A 15,924-nucleotide genomic window follows, 5' to 3' on the forward strand; every position below is an offset into this window, starting at 1 on the left:
TGCCTGTAGCAGGGGCAACACCGCGCACATGCGCCGGAAACGGCCAAAAACCGCAGGCCTGAGCGTCATTGGCGCGACCGATGCGGCTTACCTCATCCTCCGATGGCGTTGATCAGACCATCCTTAGCTTGATATTGCAGTAGAGCAAAGTGGACTGCCCGGAATCGTGCTTCATGTTGATAAAGAATATCTCGTAGGCAGGGACGAAATTCTGCATGTGGCGACGATTGAAATGGGATAACGCGAGAATCCGGGAATACAAAATAGTCTTGTCGCTCAGCACGAGCCCAAGGTCGGTGAATTTTTTCTCGAAGAGCCTGGGTTGCATGTGAACGACCTAACTACTATCGGACCGTCGAAATGCGGTGTCGCACGGATTATCTTCGATCGCTGACGCTTTGTGAATGGGGAAATCCTAGCCGCCATCAAGGGATTACGCGACGGCAAGCGGACTCTACCTTTGCGCGGCTTCTAGTTTTATCCAGCAAGGGCACAGGCGTATGAAATACATCCCCAAAAACAATGCGTAACAGCACGTACGCCGACGCGGCTGCTCGATCAAGTGCACGAACGCGTGCGCGTTGGGCACTAAAGCCTGCGCACTGAGCAGGCGTATCTCAGTTGGATACGGCGCTTCATCCTGGCCAGCGGCTCTCTACCGCAACGTACTGCGTATCGATCGGCATCACGTGTCCGACGAAATCCCTAGTGTTCACGATCTTGAGTAATAGCCTCACAGTGCGCACCATGCAGTCACGACGCCCACGGCCAGAAACAAAAAAACCGCGCAATGCGCGGTTTTTTCGTCACACCTTTTGCCAACCCATCAAGGACGACGCGCCAGCGCCTCCACGTCCTTGGCCTTGGGCAGCAGGTCCTGCTTGGTCACCGCAAACGGCCCGATGCTCAGCATCGGCACCGCCACGATCACCGACGAGATCACCACGATCACCGCACCGATCATGTGCGTTTCGGCCAGGCCTTCCATCGACTCGCCGCCGTAGATGTACAACGCCATCGCCGACAGGAAGAACATCACCGCCGTGATCACCGTGCGCGACAGCGTCTGGTTGATCGAGCGGTTGAGCACTTCCAGCGGCTCTACGCGCAATGCGCGGAAGTTTTCGCGCACACGGTCGAACACCACGATGATGTCGTTGATCGCAAAGCCCATCACCGACAGCAGGCCGGCCAGTACGGTCAGGTCGAACTCGCGGCCGGTCAGCGATACGTAGGCCACCGTCACCAGCAGGTCGAACAGCGCGGTCAGGCTGGCAACCACCGCGAACTTCCACTCGAAGCGGAAGGCGATGTAGATCAGAAAGCCCACCAGCATGAACACCGTGGCGTAGACGCCGTTCAGGGCCAGGTCCTTGCCGACCTGCGGGCCGACGAATTCGCCAGGCTGCACCGTAGCCGGATTCTCGTCGCTGGTCACCGCCTTGCGCACATCCTCGGCCACGGTACGCGCGGCATCGTCACGGTTGTTGTGCTGGCCGTGCGGCTGCAGGCGGATCATGACTTCGTTACCGCCACGTGCGTTCTGGACCTGGGCGTTTTCAAACCCGGCCTTGGCCAGCTGCTCACGCACCCTGTCCACGTCCACGGTTTTCTGGAACGAGGTCTGCACCAGCGTACCGCCGGTGAACTCCAGCGCGTAATTGAATCCCCTGCCGACGATGACGCCGATCGAGGCAACAGCGATCACCAGCATCAACACCAGCACCGGCTTGCGCAGACGCATGAAGTCGATCTTGGTGTCGTTCGGGATCAGATGAAGCGGAAAAATTTTCATTGAAAGATCTTCCTAAAAAGTCCGCACATGGATGTGCGGGCTCTTGCGAGGGACTCGCATTTTAATTGCGGGCTCTTGCGAGGGACTCGCATCAGATGGCGACGGTCTTCAGCTTCTTGCGGCTGCCGTAGATCAGCACCGCCAGCGCACGCGACACGGTGATCGCGGTGAACATCGAGGCGAAAATACCGATCATCATGGTCAGCGCGAAGCCCTTCAACGGGCCGGTGCCGAATGCGTATAAGGCCACTGCCACGATCAGCCCGGTGAGGTTGGCGTCCAGGATGGTGCCGCCGGCCTTTTCGTAACCCGCGGCAATTGCCGATTTGGCAGGCACGCCCAGCCGCAATTCCTCGCGGATACGCTCGTTGATCAGCACGTTGGCGTCCACCGACAGACCGACCGACAGCGCAAGGCCAGCAAAACCCGGTAGCGTCATGGTGGCGCCGAACAGCGACATCACCGCCACCACGATCAGCAGGTTGAACAGCAGCGCCACCGAGGTGATCGCGCCGAACACGCGGTAGTAGATGGTGAAGAACACCAGCGTGAACAGGAACGAGTACACCACCGCAGTGACGCCGCGCTCCACGTTTTCCGCGCCCAGACTCGGACCGATCACGTATTCCTCGACAAAATCCATCGGCGCAGCCAGCGAGCCGGACTTCAGCAGCTTGGCCAGGTTCTCCGCTTCCACCTTCTCCAGGCCGGTGGTCTGGAAGTTCTTGCCGAACACACCGGCGATGCGGGTGGGCGACAGAGCTTCTTCCTTGACGCGAACGCTGCGCACTTCCTTGCCGTCGACCATGGTCACGGTGGGGATGCGCTCGATGTACACCACCGACATCAGCTTGCCGACGTTGGCGCTGGTGTAGTCGAGCATGCGCTGGCCGGCGACATTGTTGAGCGTCACCGACACTGCGGGCATGCCGTTCTGGTCGTTGCTGACGCTAGCACTGACCATCTGGTCGCCGGTCACCAGCGCGCGCTTGTTGAGCAACACCGGCGCGCCGGTATCGCGCACGCGGTAGACCTTGGCTTCCGGCGGGATGCTGCCGCTGCGCACGGCGTCTTCGGCGTTACCCTCGACCACCGCGCGGAATTCCAGCGAGGCGGTGGCGCCGATCAGGCGCTTTGCTTCGGCGGTGTCCTGCACGCCGGGCAGCTCGACCACGATGCGGTCTTCGCCCTGGCGCTGGATGGTCGGCTCGGCCACGCCCAGCGCGTTGACGCGATTGCGCAAGGTGGTGAGGTTCTGTTCGATCGCGCCGCTGGCGATCTGCTTGAGCTCGGCCTCCGGCACCTGCACTGCGATGTTCTGGCCGCTGACGTCGTAGGTCAGCGTCGGTTGCGCCTTGGCCAGCGCGGTGCGCGCAGCGTCGGCGCTGGCGCCCTCGCCCAGGCTGATCTGGATGCTGTTGTCGCCGCGACGCTCCACCGCCCGATAGGCGATGCGGCTGTCACGCAAGGTGGTGCGGATGTCTTCGGCAAAGCCTTCGATCCGCTTTTCCACCGCGGCCTTCTGATCGACCTGCATGGCGAAATGCACCCCGCCGACCAGGTCCAGGCCCAGCACCATCGGCTTGCCGCCCAGCTTGGCCAGCCACTCCGGCACGGTGGAGGCCAGATTCAGCGCCACCGTGTAGTTCTCGCCCAGCTGCTGGCGCAGCACATCGTTGGCGCGGGTCTGCGCCTGCAACGAAGGCAGGCGCACCATCAGGCTGTCGCCCTCCTTGGTGACGGCCTTGGGCGTGATGCCCGCGCCCTTGAGCTCGCCGTCGATCCGGCTGCGCAATGCGTCGTCGAGCTGCGCACCGCGGCTGGCGGTGATCTGCACGGACGGGTCTTTCTGATAGATGTTGGGCAGCGCATACAGCGCGCTGACCGCCAGCACCAGCAGGATCAGGAAATACTTCCAGCGAGGAAATTCGAGCATTGCGACAGTCCCGCACAGCACCATCCCGGCGCCGCGCCTAGCAGTGAGAACGACTTCAAGCGGCCGATACAGCGTCGCGAGCGGTCATCCGGTGGATACGGGCAGTGCGCGGAGCGAAAGCGCCCAAAGGGCGCGTTCCGACTCCGTGCACCGACACTGCGCCCGCCTGACGGTGCGCGCAGCTGTGGTGTTGCAGGTGTTCCTGTGCAGCGATGTCGCGAGCAGGCCCAATCACGCATCTGCAGCACGACGACAGCGCAGTGTACGAGCGGCCCCTGCCGTTTTCGAGCACCGGCCGGCAGCGCCAGACGGTGCCTGCTGCCGAGCGCGACTCAGCTGGCGGACTTCAGCGTGCCCTTCGGCAGCACGTGGCCCACGGCGCTCTTCTGCACGCGGATGCGGACGTTGTCGGCCACTTCCACGCTGATGAAGTTGTCGCCGATGTCGGTGATCACGCCAGCGACGCCGCCGGAGGTGATGACTTCATCGCCGCGTGCCAGCTTGTCCAGCAGCGACTTATGCTCCTTCTGACGCTTCATCTGCGGGCGGATCATCAAGAAATACATGACCGCGATCAGGATGATCGGCAGCGCGAAGGTAGACAGGCTACCCATCGGGCCAGCGGCCGGCGCGCCGCCGGTGGCTTGCGCCTGGGCGACCGGGATAAGGAAATCGAGCAAATTCATTCAGTGCATCCTAGTTTGGTGCCAGCGCGCCCTACGGGCCCACTCGCTATTCAGGTACCGCCAGGGCGGAACAGCCGGGAATTATGCCACGCGGGTTCCACCCCGTCCGCGCTGAGGGCACGGACGGCAGGGCTCAGCTGGTTTCCCCCGGCAACGGCGGCGTGGTGGCGCCGCGTGCCGCATAGAAGGACCGCCGGAACTGCACAAAGGTTCCCGCCGCGATCGCCGCGCGCATGTCGGCCATCAGTTTTTCGTAGTACCAGAGGTTGTGCAGGGTGCCCAGCATCGGCGCCAGCATCTCGTTGCAGCGGTCCAGGTGGCGCAGATACGAGCGCGTATAGCCGCTGCTGCAGGCATGGCAGCCGCAGCCGGGCTCGATGGTGTCCAGGTCGCGTTCGTACTTGGCGTTGCGGATGCGCACCGTGCCGAACGAAGTGAAATAGTGGCCATTGCGCGCATTGCGGGTGGGCATGACGCAGTCAAACATATCCACCCCGCGGGCCACGCCTTCGATCAGGTCTTCCGGCCGGCCCACGCCCATCAGATACCGCGGGCGGTCGGCCGGTAGCCGCGGATGCAGGTGTTCCAGCATTGCATTGCGCTCGTGCTCGGGCTCGCCCACCGCCAGCCCGCCGATGGCGTAGCCGTCGAAGCCGATGGCGCGCAGGCCCTCCAGCGAGCGGGTGCGCAGGTCCGGATGCACCCCGCCCTGCACAATGCCGAACAGCGCCGCATCGTTGCCCAGCCCGTCGTGCGCGTCGCGCGAGCGCTGCGCCCAGCGCAGGCTCAACTCCATCGAGCGCCGCGCGACCTCTTCGGTGGCCGGGTATGGCGTGCACTCGTCGAAGATCATCACGATGTCCGAATCGAGCACCTTCTGGATCTGCATGCTCTCTTCCGGCCCCAGGAACACGCGTGCGCCATCGGTGGGCGAGGAAAAGGTCACGCCCTGCTCGGTGATCTTGCGCCGGTGCGCCAGCGAAAACACCTGGAAGCCGCCGGAATCGGTGAGGATCGGCCCGTCCCAGCGCGCAAACCCATGCAGGCCGCCATGGTCGCCGATCACCTCCAGGCCCGGGCGCAGGTACAGGTGAAAGGTATTGCCCAGGATGATCTCCGCGCCCAGCGCGCGGATCTGCTCGGGCAGGATGCCCTTGACCGACCCGTACGTGCCCACCGGCATGAACGCCGGCGTCTCCACCGTCCCGCGCGGAAAGGTCAGGCGGCCACGGCGCGCGTGGCCGTCGGTGGTCTGGAGCTGGAACTGGAGTCGGGACATTGAAAGGCCGGGAATGGGGAATCGGGATTTGGGAATCGGAAGAGCGGTTGACAGGTGACTGATCGTTCGGCGGATGCCGACTTACGATTCTCCATTCCCGATTCCCGATTCCCGGCCCCATAGCAACATCGCATCGCCATACGAAAAGAAGCGATAGCGCTGCGCGATGGCGTGGTGGTATGCCTCGAAAATGCGCTCGCGGCCGGCGAAGGCCGAGACCATCATCAGCAGCGTGCTCTCGGGCAGGTGGAAGTTGGTGACCATCGCGTCGACGCTGCGGATGCGGTAGCCGGGCAGGATGAAGATCTGGGTTTCGCCGGCGAACGGCTGCAGTTCGCCCTCGGGTGCGGCGTCGGTGGTGCGCCACGCGCTTTCCAGCGAGCGCACGACCGTGGTGCCCACCGCGATCACGCGGCCGCCGCGTGCACGGGTGCGGCGCACCTGCTCCACCAGTGCCGCGCCCACGTTGAGCCATTCGGTATGCATCACGTGCTGGTCCAGCCTGTCCACGCGCACCGGCTGGAAGGTGCCGGCGCCCACATGCAGGGTGACGTGTCCGAACTCCACCCCGCGCTCGCGCAGTCGCGCCAGCAGGGCCTCGTCGAAGTGCAGGCCGGCGGTGGGCGCGGCGACCGCGCCGACTTCACGGGCGAACACGGTCTGGTAGCGCTCGCGATCCTCCACCCCCGGCTCGCGCCGGATGTACGGCGGCAGCGGCAGGCGGCCGGCCTCGGGCAACCACTGGTGCAACGGCACCGGGATGTCGAACCGCAGCAGGTAGAACTCGCCATCGCGGCCCAGCACCTCGGCCTGCCCGCCGGCATCCAGCGCGATCAGGCTCCCGGCCTTGGGCGACTTGCTGGCGCCGATCTGCACCCGCGCCTCGCGTTCGCCCAGCAGCCGCTCGATCAGGATTTCCACCCGCCCACCGCTGGCCTTCTGCCCGAACAGCCGCGCGGGGATGACGCGGGTGTCGTTGAAGATCAGCAGGTCACCGGGCTGCAGCAGCTCCGGCAGATCGCGCACCTGGCGGTCGCTGAAGGCCGCCGGCTCCGGCGGCACCACCAGCAGGCGGCTGGCCGCACGCTCGGCCAGCGGCGCCTGGGCGATCAGCGCGTCGGGTAGGTCGTAACGGAAATCGGACTTCTTCAAGGCCGCAGGATTAGATGGCTGAGGAGCCGGGCATTGTAACTGCGGCCGGGAATCGGGAATCGGGAATCGGGAATCGTAAGAGCAGTGAGCCGGGAGCGGCACTGGTGACGGTGAAGCGCTGTCGCTGTCGCCGTTGCCGTCGCTGTTGCCGTTGCTGTCGCTGTCGCTGTTGCCGTTGCCGTTGCCGTTGCTGTTGCTGTTGCTGTTGCTGTTGCGATTCCCGATTCCCAATTCCCGATTCCCGATTCCCAATTCCCAATTCCCCCTCACCGCTCAAACTTGGTCGACAAAATGATCGAACTGGTCGTGCGCTCCACCCCGTCGATGGCGCCGATGGCGTCGGTGAGCACGTCCATTTCGTTGACGCCGCCGACCACGCCCAGGGCGATCAGGTCGTAGGCGCCGCTGACCGAATGCAGCAGGCGTACCTCGGGAATGTCGCGCAGCGCCTTGACCACCGCCGGCATCTTCTTCGGCAAGACGGTAATCAGGATATGCGCGCGGATGCGGCCCTGGTCGTAGGCGTCGTGGGTGCGCACGGTGTAGCCGCTGATCACGCCGTCGCGCTCGAGCTTTTCGATGCGGCTCTGCACGGTGGTGCGTGAGAGGCCGAGCCGGCGCGCGATCTGCGCGGTGGAGGCGCGGGCGTCCTCGCGCAGCAGCGACAACAGGCGCTCGTCGGAAGGGGTGACTCTCACTTTTGTCCAGGCGTTTCGGCGAATCGCCGAAAATAGCGCACATCTCGTCAGAATTCACGCTGCCAAATGCCGATCTCCTGCCGATAATAGAAAGACAACGCCACCTTGCTGGAGATGCGCCATGTCTGTCCTTGCCCCGCTCGCCCCGCTGCGTGCCCATGCCGGCCGCCGCCTGACCGATGGCCTGGACGATGCCGCCATCACCCGCCTGGCCGGCAGCCACCCGGACCTGGCCCGTGCCATCGACGCCGCTGCCGCCGAATACGCCCAGGTGCGCGACGAGGCCGGCGACCTGCTCGACCTGGACGAAGATGCCCAGATCGCCGCGGTGCAGGACGGTTTCATCAACTTCTACGCCGACGATGCAGTCACGCCCTACGTGGCGCTGGCCGCGCGCGGGCCGTGGGTGGTCACGCTCAAGGGCGCGGTGCTGTACGACGCCGGCGGCTACGGCATGCTGGGCTTCGGCCATACCCCCGCAGCGGTGCTGGAGGCCATGGCGCGCCCGCAGGTGATGGCCAATGTGATGACGCCCAGCTTGTCGCAGCGCCGGCTCGACCGTGCCCTGCGCGCCGAGATCGGCCATACCCGTGGCGGCTGCCCGTTCGCGCGCTTCATGTGCCTCAACTCCGGGTCCGAGGCCGTGGGCCTGGCCGCGCGTATCGTCGATACCAACGCCAAGCTGCATACCGACCCGGGTGCGCGCCATGCCGGCGCCAGCATCAAGCGGCTGGTGGTCAAGGGCAGCTTCCACGGCCGTACCGACCGCCCCGGGCTGTATTCCGATTCCAGCCGCAAGACCTACACCAAGTATCTGGCCAGCTATCGCGACGAGGATTCGGTGATCGCCATCGCCCCGTACGATGTGGCCGCCCTGCAGCGCGCCTTCGACGAGGCCGCCCGCAATCACTGGTTCATCGAGGCGGTCTTCCTGGAGCCGGTGATGGGCGAAGGCGACCCTGGCCGCGCATTGCCGGCCGAGTTCTACGCCGCCGCGCGCGAGCTGACCCGCTTGCACGGCAGCCTGCTGCTGGTGGATTCGATCCAGGCCGGGCTACGCGCGCATGGCGTGTTGTCGGTGGTGGACTACCCCGGTTTCGAACAGCTCGCCCCACCGGATCTGGAAACCTATTCCAAGGCGCTCAACGCGGCGCAATATCCGCTGTCGGTATTGGCCGTCACCGAGCATGCCGCGCAGGTGTATCGCAAGGGCACCTACGGCAACACCATGACCACCAACCCGCGTGCGCTCGATGTGGCCTGCGCCACTCTGGCGTTGTTCACCCCCGAGGTGCGCAACAACATCCGCGTGCGTGGCGCGCAGGCGATTGCCAAACTGGAAGCGCTGCGCTCGGAGCTGGGCGGGCTGATCACCAAGGTGCAGGGCACCGGCTTGCTGTTCTCTTGCGAGCTGGCCCCACAGTTCAAATGCTACGGCGCCGGCTCCACCGAGGAGTGGCTGCGCAAGCGCGGCGTCAACGTGATCCACGGCGGCGAAAATTCGCTGCGCTTCACCCCGCACTTTGCGATGGACGAAGACGAGCTGGACCTGCTGGTCGGCCTGATTGCACGCGCCCTGAAGGAAGGCCCGCGCCAGGCACAGGCCGAGGCGGCCTGAGTCGTCACTCACGCCTCGGCTGCCTGAGTGCAGTCGAGGCGTCTGCCCGACGCGCGTCAGGGCAGCGCTGCCCGCAGCAATGCGGCCCGAGCGCAGGCCGTGGTGTAGATACCGTGGGCAGCATGCAAAACGCCAAGGTCACTGAGCGCAGCGCGGCCTTGCGACGTCAAGCAGCAAAGCGAAGCTGAAACGGCGCGATCAGGCGAGCCTGTATGAATCGCAGCTGGCCGGCATGCGCCTGGCAGTGACCGATCCGGCCCGGCGAGCAGTGTCGCTCCGGGCTCGCTGGTCCGTCTGCCGGGATGCATGCTTGGCGCGCCCACCACTGCGCCTCTCCCTACCGCTTACCAGCCACCCGAACACCAACGTGCAGCACGCCACCTTGCGCTGGATGCTGTTGGCACATGGCTGCCGAACCACCACTGCGTCCTTCTACACTGCGTGCCTTTCCTGTGAGCGCACCAACGCGCAAGCACGCCGCCCTGCCCTGGATGCCGCAGGCACGTGACTGCGGGCAGCGGCGCAGGCTGGCAAGCAACGACGCTGCGCGCCGACCGAAACATCCGGCCGGCTCGGCGAACCGCATCCACATCCCGGACTATGCGCCGATCAGATCGGAACAGCGCTCAACTTGCGCCGCAAGTAGTTGGTCATCGCATGACGCGGCGACTTGCCGCGCCAGGACGCCCAGCACAGGTGCGAGCCCACCGCGAGCGCGCCGCCACGATGGCCCAGTCCAAACCAGGTGCGATCCGGATGAAACGCATCGCGCGGTGGAAAGGCGATGCCGGCAAACTGCTGCTGGTGCGCGTTGTAGAAACGCGTCAGCCCGCGCGGGCCGGAGATCATCGGGATCTGCCGGTGGTCTTCCAGCGTCTCGGGGGCATGCAGCTCGAAGATATGCTCGATGAAGGCACGCCAGAACGGGTGGCCGGCCTCGGAACCGAACACGGCATTGCCGATCTTGAAATCCTCGGTACCTGGCGCGCCTTCTTCCACCGGCAATACGCAGTGCTGCATCAGCAAATCGTTGCCCAGCGGGCGCAGCAGCTTGTAGTCGGTATCGAAGTAAAAGCCGCCATGCGCATGCATGTAGGCGCAACGCGCGATATCGGCCTTCATGACGCCAAAGCGGATCTGCTCGTAGCGCTGCGCAAGCGTCGGAAACGCACGCCGCATCAACTCGGAATTATCGGCATCGTCCCAGACATAACAGGTCCAGTCGGGGAGCAAACGTTGCAGTCGGGCACACACCCTGCGCTCTTCCCACAACAGCTGTTTGGTGGGTGCGGTCAGATGAAACACATGGGGGATCATGGGAATACGGCTCAGTGGTCCGGGGGGCACCAGAACCCCGGCCGCAGTAGCTGCATCGATCACGCAACCCGCTTGAGGCTCTGGCTAAACGCACCGTAGCCTCGTTATCAATGTGACATAACACACATTTTTGAATGAGTGACTCACGCCCCCATCAACAAAAACTATGCGTGGCAGAAGTTGGCACATCTGCCACACATTGCACGGCGCCTGTCATCGCCGTGCCTTCACCGTGACATCAGGCATCACTCCCAACAGCGATCTGCACGCCCCTTGAGCGTGGCATTGCGCGGACAATCGCGTGGCGCAATGCGCCCCTGTTGGTGTTCGATCAGCCGCTTGGTCCCGTTGGCATCGCGCTGCAGTTCGAAGGCGTCGTACAGGCGGCCGGTGGCGGTGCGCGATTCGTAACCCAGGTGCTGGTTGTCGATGCGCAGTACCTGATACAGCTGGGTGTCTTCGCCCACCGGGCGCATGGTCTTGCGTGCCATGTCCGAGAGCCGGTATTGCTTGGGCCCGGCGACCGACACCACGAACACCGGCGTGGCCTGCCCGGCCTGGTCGCCGCGCCGGCCGTAGGTGTGGTCGTGCCCTTGCAGCACCAGATCCACCTTGTGCCGGCGGATCACCGGCAATACCTGCTCGACCAGTTTTTCGTTCTCGCGATCGGCGCGCGGCGAAAAGAACGGCTGGTGGATCAGCACGATCGACCACGGGTGCGGATTATTGGTGAGGATCTTGTCCAGCCATTGCGCCTGCGCCGGGCCGGTGCCCAGGTCCAGCGCCGAGGTGCCGTCCAGCACGGCGATGCGCACGCCCTGATAGTCGAACCAGTAACTGGTGCGTGCGGTGGCCGACGGCCCATTGCGCGGCAGTGCGAACGTCACCGGCCAATGGCTGCCCAGGATGCGGGTGGCCTGCGGGGTGTCTTCGCCCTCTTCGTGGTACTCGTGATTGCCCGGTGCCGGCGCCACTGCAGTGCCTTCCAGCAACCAGCGCCCGGCTTCGAACCACTCGGCCCATTCGTTGTCGTCCTGGCCGTCCTTGCCGCTGACCAGATCACCGGCAAACAGCGCAAGACGCGCATCCGGCGCCGAGCGCCAGGCCTGGCGGATCACCCGCGACACCAGGCTCAGATTCTTGTTCTGGGTGTCGCCGAAATACAGCAGCGTCAGCGGTGTCTGCGGCGTGGCGGCAGTGCGAAAGTGATTCCATGCGCCCCAGGTGCCGTGCCCCTGCACGCGGTAGGCGTACAAGGTGTCGGGCTGCAAGCCGTCGATATCGGCACGATGGTGATGCGAGCTGCCGTTTTCGCTGCTCAGCGTGGCGGTGCTGGCGCGGATGCGCCGCGGCGTACCGACGTCGGGCGAATCGCCGGCGATCACCAGCTCCAGCCATGGCTGATCGACGCTGGCATCGGTGCGCCAGGCCACCGCAAAACCGGTGGCCGCGTCCTGTGCGGGCGTGGCGACGATCCGGTCCGGGAAGCCATCGGCCACATAGTGGGTGGAGCCGGCTGGCACCTGGGTATTGGGTTCGGCGGTGCGCTCGGCGGCCAGTGCCGGGGCAGTGGCCAGTGCACATGCACAGAGTGCGGCGTACAGCGCGGTGCGGACTGCGGTCACTGCGCGCATTCCTTCAGCCGAAGGGTGCGTGCGATGTCGCGCCAGTCGAAGGCGGCCACGGCCTGGTCGTCGTGCAGCGCGTAGAACACGCCGCCGGGGAAGCGCGCATCGCCGCGCTGATCCAGCCACACGCCATCGGTATTGGCGGTGACGCGGCCAGCGAAGGCACCCACATGCGCCAGCGTGTTGCGATCGAACACCTGGAACACGCTGCGGTCCTTGAACTGATCGGTGGCGATCCAGTAGCCGCTGCCGTCGGCGCATTGCAGCAGGGTCAAGCCCTCGGCCTGCGCCTTGAACAGCCCGGCGCCGACATCGCGCCCGCGGTAGCGCCCGTCCATGCCGTACTCGCGCAACTGCGTGCCCACCGCCACGTCTTCTTCGGCAATCAGCAGCCGCGCATTGACCTCATCCCCAAACACCGATTCGGCGATGCGCACCGCACCTGCTTCGGTGGTGTCGCCAAAACTCTGCGTCAGCCGCGCCTGCCAGCCCTGCCCTGCCGCACCCAACTGATACCGACGAAAACGCTGGCCCAGCTCGGCCAGCGGCGGCGGCTGGTCCTTGTTGGCCGGCGACATGTAGTTGTCGCTGACCACCACCTCGTAGCCGCCGTCATGCTTGCGCACCCATAGCCCGTAAGGCTCGCGCAGATCGTCCTGGCCGAACGCGGTCAGCGGTTTGAAATCCGGCAGCGAGAACACCTGCACGCGGCGGTTGTCGCGCTCCACCACGAACAACAGGTCATCGACCACCGAAATCCCGTTGGGCCGGTCCAGCTTGCCCAATGCCTTGCCCTTGCCGCCGACCACGCGCAGCCGCTTGCCGCTGTCGCCGTCGAACACCACCAGTGCGTGCGTGGCTTTGGCGGTGGCGATCACCCAGCGGCTGCCATCGGGCGCTGCCCAACTAGCCGGCGAATCCAGGTTGTCGGACGGCGTCAGCGCGGTGATAAAGGCTTCCGGCACCACTTCATGCGCAACCTTCGCGTCGCTGAGGGTGGGGTCGGTGAGCAGCGCTTCGTCGGCTTCGCGGTCGGCCGGTTTGGTCGCACACCCTGCCAACAGCAAGGCGCTCGCAAGCAGTGTGGAGTGCAGCATCACGCCACGACGCATCACAGCGCCACCTTCAGGCCCAGCGCATAGGTGCGGCCGTATTCCTCGTTCTGCAGCGTGCGCGAAGGCACGCCCTGGTACAGCTCCAGCGGCTCATCCAGCAGGTTCTGCGCTTCCAGGTACAGGCTGATGTGGCGGTTGAACTGGTAACTCATGCTGAAGTCCATCTGGGTGTGCGGGGCGACGTAGATATCGTACGCGCGGCTCTGGCCGATGGTGTCCAGGTACTCGCTGCGATACACCGCTGCCACGCGCGCACTGAAACCGTACTTTTCATAGCCCAGATGACCGCTGTAGATGCGCTTGGACGAGCGCGGCAACATGAAGTCATCGCCGGCGCGATTGCTCAGGCCCGGGTCGAAGTCGCTGTCCAGCGCAGTGGCACTGGCGCCGACCAGAAACCCGTTCCAGCCTTCGGGCAGAAAATCCAGCGTCTGCTGCCAGTTGAATTCGGCACCGCGCACCTTGGCGGTGTCGCCGTTGATCGAGCGGGTGACCTGAAGCCCAGGAAATTCCGCGTCGTTGGTGTTGAGCGTCTGCACGATGTAGTCGTCGATCGACTTGTGAAATACACCCAGCGAGATCAGGCCGGTGCTGCCGATGTATTTTTCGAACGACACGTCCAGATTCTGCGAACGGTACGGATTGAGATCGGGGTTGCCGATGCTCACTTCTTCATCGCCACGGTTGATGCTCACACGTGGCGACACATCGCCGAACGATGGACGCGACAAGGTCTTGTTGGCGGCAAATCGCAGCACCCAGTCGTTGCCGCTGTCGTAACGCAGGTGCAGGCCCGGCAACACATTGGTGTAGCTGCTGGATGCCTCGCGCGGCGTGACCGTGGCGGTGCGGCCGTTTTCGGCAACGTCCACCTGGTTGCCGGTGGCGTTGAACTGCGTGTTTTCCACGCGGACGCCGGCAATCACGCGCAACGCACCGATATCCCAGGTACCCATCGCATAGGTGGCGAATACGTCTTCGGTTGCGGTGTAGTCGTCCTGCAGCGAGACCTGCTGGTTGCCGCCCACATCCTGCGGACGTGCGCTGTACAGACCGCCCGACGCGCGCCAGTAGCGGCGCATGCCGTTCGAGCCGATGCTTTCGCCCAGCGTACCGCCACGGTGCTCCGGCGCAGCGGTGGTCCAGCTGCTCAGGTCGATCGCCGGGCCACGCCGCAGCTCGTTTTCATCCACGTTGACATCGCGCTCGCGCCAGCGGCCAAGCACGCCCATCTTCAAGCTGGAGTGTTCGCCATCGAAGCGCACATTGACCTGGGCGCTGCGCTCGCTGTCGTCCACCTGCTTGGGCGCCACCACGAAGCGGTCGAACACGAAGTCCTGGTTGCTCTGCCAGCCGTTGTCGGAGAACCCTAGACGCGGAATGCCGCTGCGCTGATCCACCGTGGCTGCCAGGTCATCGCCGTCGTAGTTGAAGCGCGCTTCCATTTCATCATTCACGCGCTCGGTGGTCTTGGTATAGCCCACCTTGTAATCAATGGTGGCACTGCTCAGGCGGTTCTCGCCGCCGAAGCTGATCGCGGTGTTGTCTTCCTTCTTGGTGCGGTAGCGCACCCGCTTGGAGATGCTGTCGGCCGGCAGATCGGCCACGGTGTAGGTGCCATCGCCGTTGGCGCTAATCTCACCGTCGCCCAGGCCGAAGATGGTGCGCTGACGTGTTTCAGCATCGTCGAAACGGCTGTACAGCGAGCGTAGGTAGTAACGGTTGTCGGCATCCGGGCGCCAGTCCAGATTGAGGTTGGCGCCCATGCGGGTGCGCTCGATAAAGTATTTGCGGCGTTGCACTTCGCCGGCAAACAGATCGTCTTCCGCGCCGCCGGCGAACGTGTCGTAGGCCACCTCGGTATTGTCCGATTCGAACTCGCGGTCCTGGTAGTTCACACCCACCGCCACGCCGAAGGTGCCGTTATAGATGTCGCTGTAATTGAACGCGCCCTTGGGGCTGGTCTTGCCGGACAGCGACTGGTGGCTGCCTTCGATCGAACCACGCAGGGTGCGCCCGTCGCGGTCGAATGCGGAGGTGGATTCCACCTGGATCGCGCCGCCGATCGAATCGCCCGGCATGTCCGGGGTCGGCGACTTCACCACCTTCAGCCGCTCGGTGGAATCAGAAGGAATCACGTCCAACGGCGTGGAGCGCGTGCCGTCTTCGGGCGTGCCCATGTTCATGCCGTCGATGGTGACGCTGTTGAGCGACGAGTCCAGGCCGCGGATCACCACGAAGCGACCTTCGCCCTGATCGCGGGTGACGCTGACACCGGGCAGGCGCTGCAAGGATTCTGCAACATTCTTGTCGGGGTAACGGCCCATCGCATCGGAGGCGACCGCATCCTGGATGGCATCGGACGCGCGTTTCAGGTCCACGGCGCGCTCCTGCGCTTCCAGCTGCGGGCGCACTTCCAGGCGCTCCAGATCGATGGCCGCTGCGCTGCTGGCGGCGCCGGACGGGGCAGCAACCTCTGCCGCATGTGCCTGCTGGCTCCAGCCGGCGGTGGCCAGCGTCAGCGTGATCGCCAGGCAGAGCGGAGTCTTGTTCACCACGAGTGCGTCCCCAATCGGTTAAGAATGGGTGTGCACACTATGTCTGCGACGTTTCACCGACATGACATGTGTAAGCGCGATCACATGTCATGTGTGGCAGCGCGAGGCATCGCTACGGCACACTGTGCGTCTCTCCCGCGTT

The 15,924-nt window shown here is 64.7% G+C and carries 11 protein-coding genes; 1 reads left to right on the forward strand and 10 read right to left on the reverse strand.

Annotation, left to right across the window (positions count from 1 at the left end; all coding sequences use genetic code 11):
• Window positions 1-826: 826 nt before the first annotated feature.
• The 6 genes from secF to A7D17_RS09920 all read right to left on the reverse strand — a co-directional run bounded on the left by secF (window position 827) and on the right by A7D17_RS09920 (window position 7,546).
• Entirely contained in the window at window positions 827-1,795 is a 969-nt protein-coding gene (secF, locus tag A7D17_RS09895; protein ID WP_064508925.1) for a protein translocase subunit SecF, read from the reverse strand.
• Between the two features lie 91 nt (window positions 1,796-1,886).
• The gene (secD, locus tag A7D17_RS09900) at window positions 1,887-3,731 is read right to left on the reverse strand and encodes a protein translocase subunit SecD (protein ID WP_064508996.1); all 1,845 of its coding nucleotides are present in this window, start codon (window positions 3,729-3,731) and stop codon (window positions 1,887-1,889) included.
• A gap of 332 nt (window positions 3,732-4,063) precedes the next feature.
• Complete coding sequence (yajC, locus tag A7D17_RS09905) at window positions 4,064-4,417, reverse strand: preprotein translocase subunit YajC (protein ID WP_064508926.1); 354 nt, start codon at window positions 4,415-4,417, stop codon at window positions 4,064-4,066.
• 133 nt (window positions 4,418-4,550) lie between these two features.
• A complete protein-coding gene (gene tgt / locus A7D17_RS09910) occupies window positions 4,551-5,696 on the reverse strand; it encodes a tRNA guanosine(34) transglycosylase Tgt (RefSeq protein ID WP_064508927.1) in 1,146 nt (381 codons plus the stop codon).
• An 81-nt stretch (window positions 5,697-5,777) separates the two neighbouring features.
• Window positions 5,778-6,848 carry a tRNA preQ1(34) S-adenosylmethionine ribosyltransferase-isomerase QueA gene (gene queA, locus A7D17_RS09915; protein ID WP_064508997.1) on the reverse strand — a complete coding sequence of 357 codons (1,071 nt, stop codon included), beginning with the start codon at window positions 6,846-6,848 and terminating at the stop codon, window positions 5,778-5,780.
• A gap of 266 nt (window positions 6,849-7,114) precedes the next feature.
• Entirely contained in the window at window positions 7,115-7,546 is a 432-nt protein-coding gene (locus A7D17_RS09920; RefSeq protein ID WP_064508928.1) for an Lrp/AsnC family transcriptional regulator, read from the reverse strand.
• Window positions 7,547-7,667: 121 nt separating this feature from the next.
• Between A7D17_RS09920 and A7D17_RS09925 the strand changes: the two genes are divergently transcribed.
• A complete protein-coding gene (locus tag A7D17_RS09925; RefSeq protein ID WP_064508929.1) occupies window positions 7,668-9,164 on the forward strand; it encodes an aminotransferase class III-fold pyridoxal phosphate-dependent enzyme in 1,497 nt (498 codons plus the stop codon).
• Between the two features lie 609 nt (window positions 9,165-9,773).
• Here A7D17_RS09925 and A7D17_RS09930 read toward each other — a convergent pair.
• From A7D17_RS09930 to A7D17_RS09945, 4 genes are all read right to left on the reverse strand, one after another.
• Window positions 9,774-10,481 carry a glycosyltransferase family 32 protein gene (locus tag A7D17_RS09930; RefSeq protein ID WP_064508930.1) on the reverse strand — a complete coding sequence of 236 codons (708 nt, stop codon included), beginning with the start codon at window positions 10,479-10,481 and terminating at the stop codon, window positions 9,774-9,776.
• Window positions 10,482-10,726: 245 nt separating this feature from the next.
• The gene (locus tag A7D17_RS09935; RefSeq protein ID WP_082861860.1) at window positions 10,727-12,115 is read right to left on the reverse strand and encodes a purple acid phosphatase family protein; all 1,389 of its coding nucleotides are present in this window, start codon (window positions 12,113-12,115) and stop codon (window positions 10,727-10,729) included.
• On the reverse strand, window positions 12,103-13,221 hold the full coding sequence (locus A7D17_RS09940) for a phytase (protein ID WP_064508931.1): 1,119 nt from the start codon (window positions 13,219-13,221) through the stop codon (window positions 12,103-12,105). Before A7D17_RS09940 ends, A7D17_RS09935 begins: the two co-directional genes overlap by 13 nt.
• A complete protein-coding gene (locus A7D17_RS09945) occupies window positions 13,221-15,782 on the reverse strand; it encodes a TonB-dependent receptor (protein ID WP_064508932.1) in 2,562 nt (853 codons plus the stop codon). Before A7D17_RS09945 ends, A7D17_RS09940 begins: the two co-directional genes overlap by 1 nt.
• Between the last annotated feature and the right edge of the window lie 142 nt (window positions 15,783-15,924).

This window comes from Xanthomonas floridensis, assembly GCF_001642575.1.
In the GTDB taxonomy this organism is placed as follows: Bacteria; Pseudomonadota; Gammaproteobacteria; order Xanthomonadales; family Xanthomonadaceae; genus Xanthomonas; species Xanthomonas floridensis.

Bases quoted from the DNA above. Each gene is read 5' to 3' on its own strand.
- secF (WP_064508925.1), bottom strand. From the start codon at position 1,795: ATGAAAATTTTTCCGCTTCATCTGATCCCGAACGACACCAAGATCGAC.
- secD (WP_064508996.1), bottom strand. From the start codon at position 3,731: ATGCTCGAATTTCCTCGCTGGAAGTATTTCCTGATCCTGCTGGTGCTG.
- yajC (WP_064508926.1), bottom strand. From the start codon at position 4,417: ATGAATTTGCTCGATTTCCTTATCCCGGTCGCCCAGGCGCAAGCCACC.
- tgt (WP_064508927.1), bottom strand. From the start codon at position 5,696: ATGTCCCGACTCCAGTTCCAGCTCCAGACCACCGACGGCCACGCGCGC.
- A7D17_RS09925 (WP_064508929.1), top strand. From the start codon at position 7,668: ATGTCTGTCCTTGCCCCGCTCGCCCCGCTGCGTGCCCATGCCGGCCGC.
- A7D17_RS09930 (WP_064508930.1), bottom strand. From the start codon at position 10,481: ATGATCCCCCATGTGTTTCATCTGACCGCACCCACCAAACAGCTGTTG.
- A7D17_RS09935 (WP_082861860.1), bottom strand. From the start codon at position 12,115: ATGCGCGCAGTGACCGCAGTCCGCACCGCGCTGTACGCCGCACTCTGT.
- A7D17_RS09940 (WP_064508931.1), bottom strand. From the start codon at position 13,221: ATGCGTCGTGGCGTGATGCTGCACTCCACACTGCTTGCGAGCGCCTTG.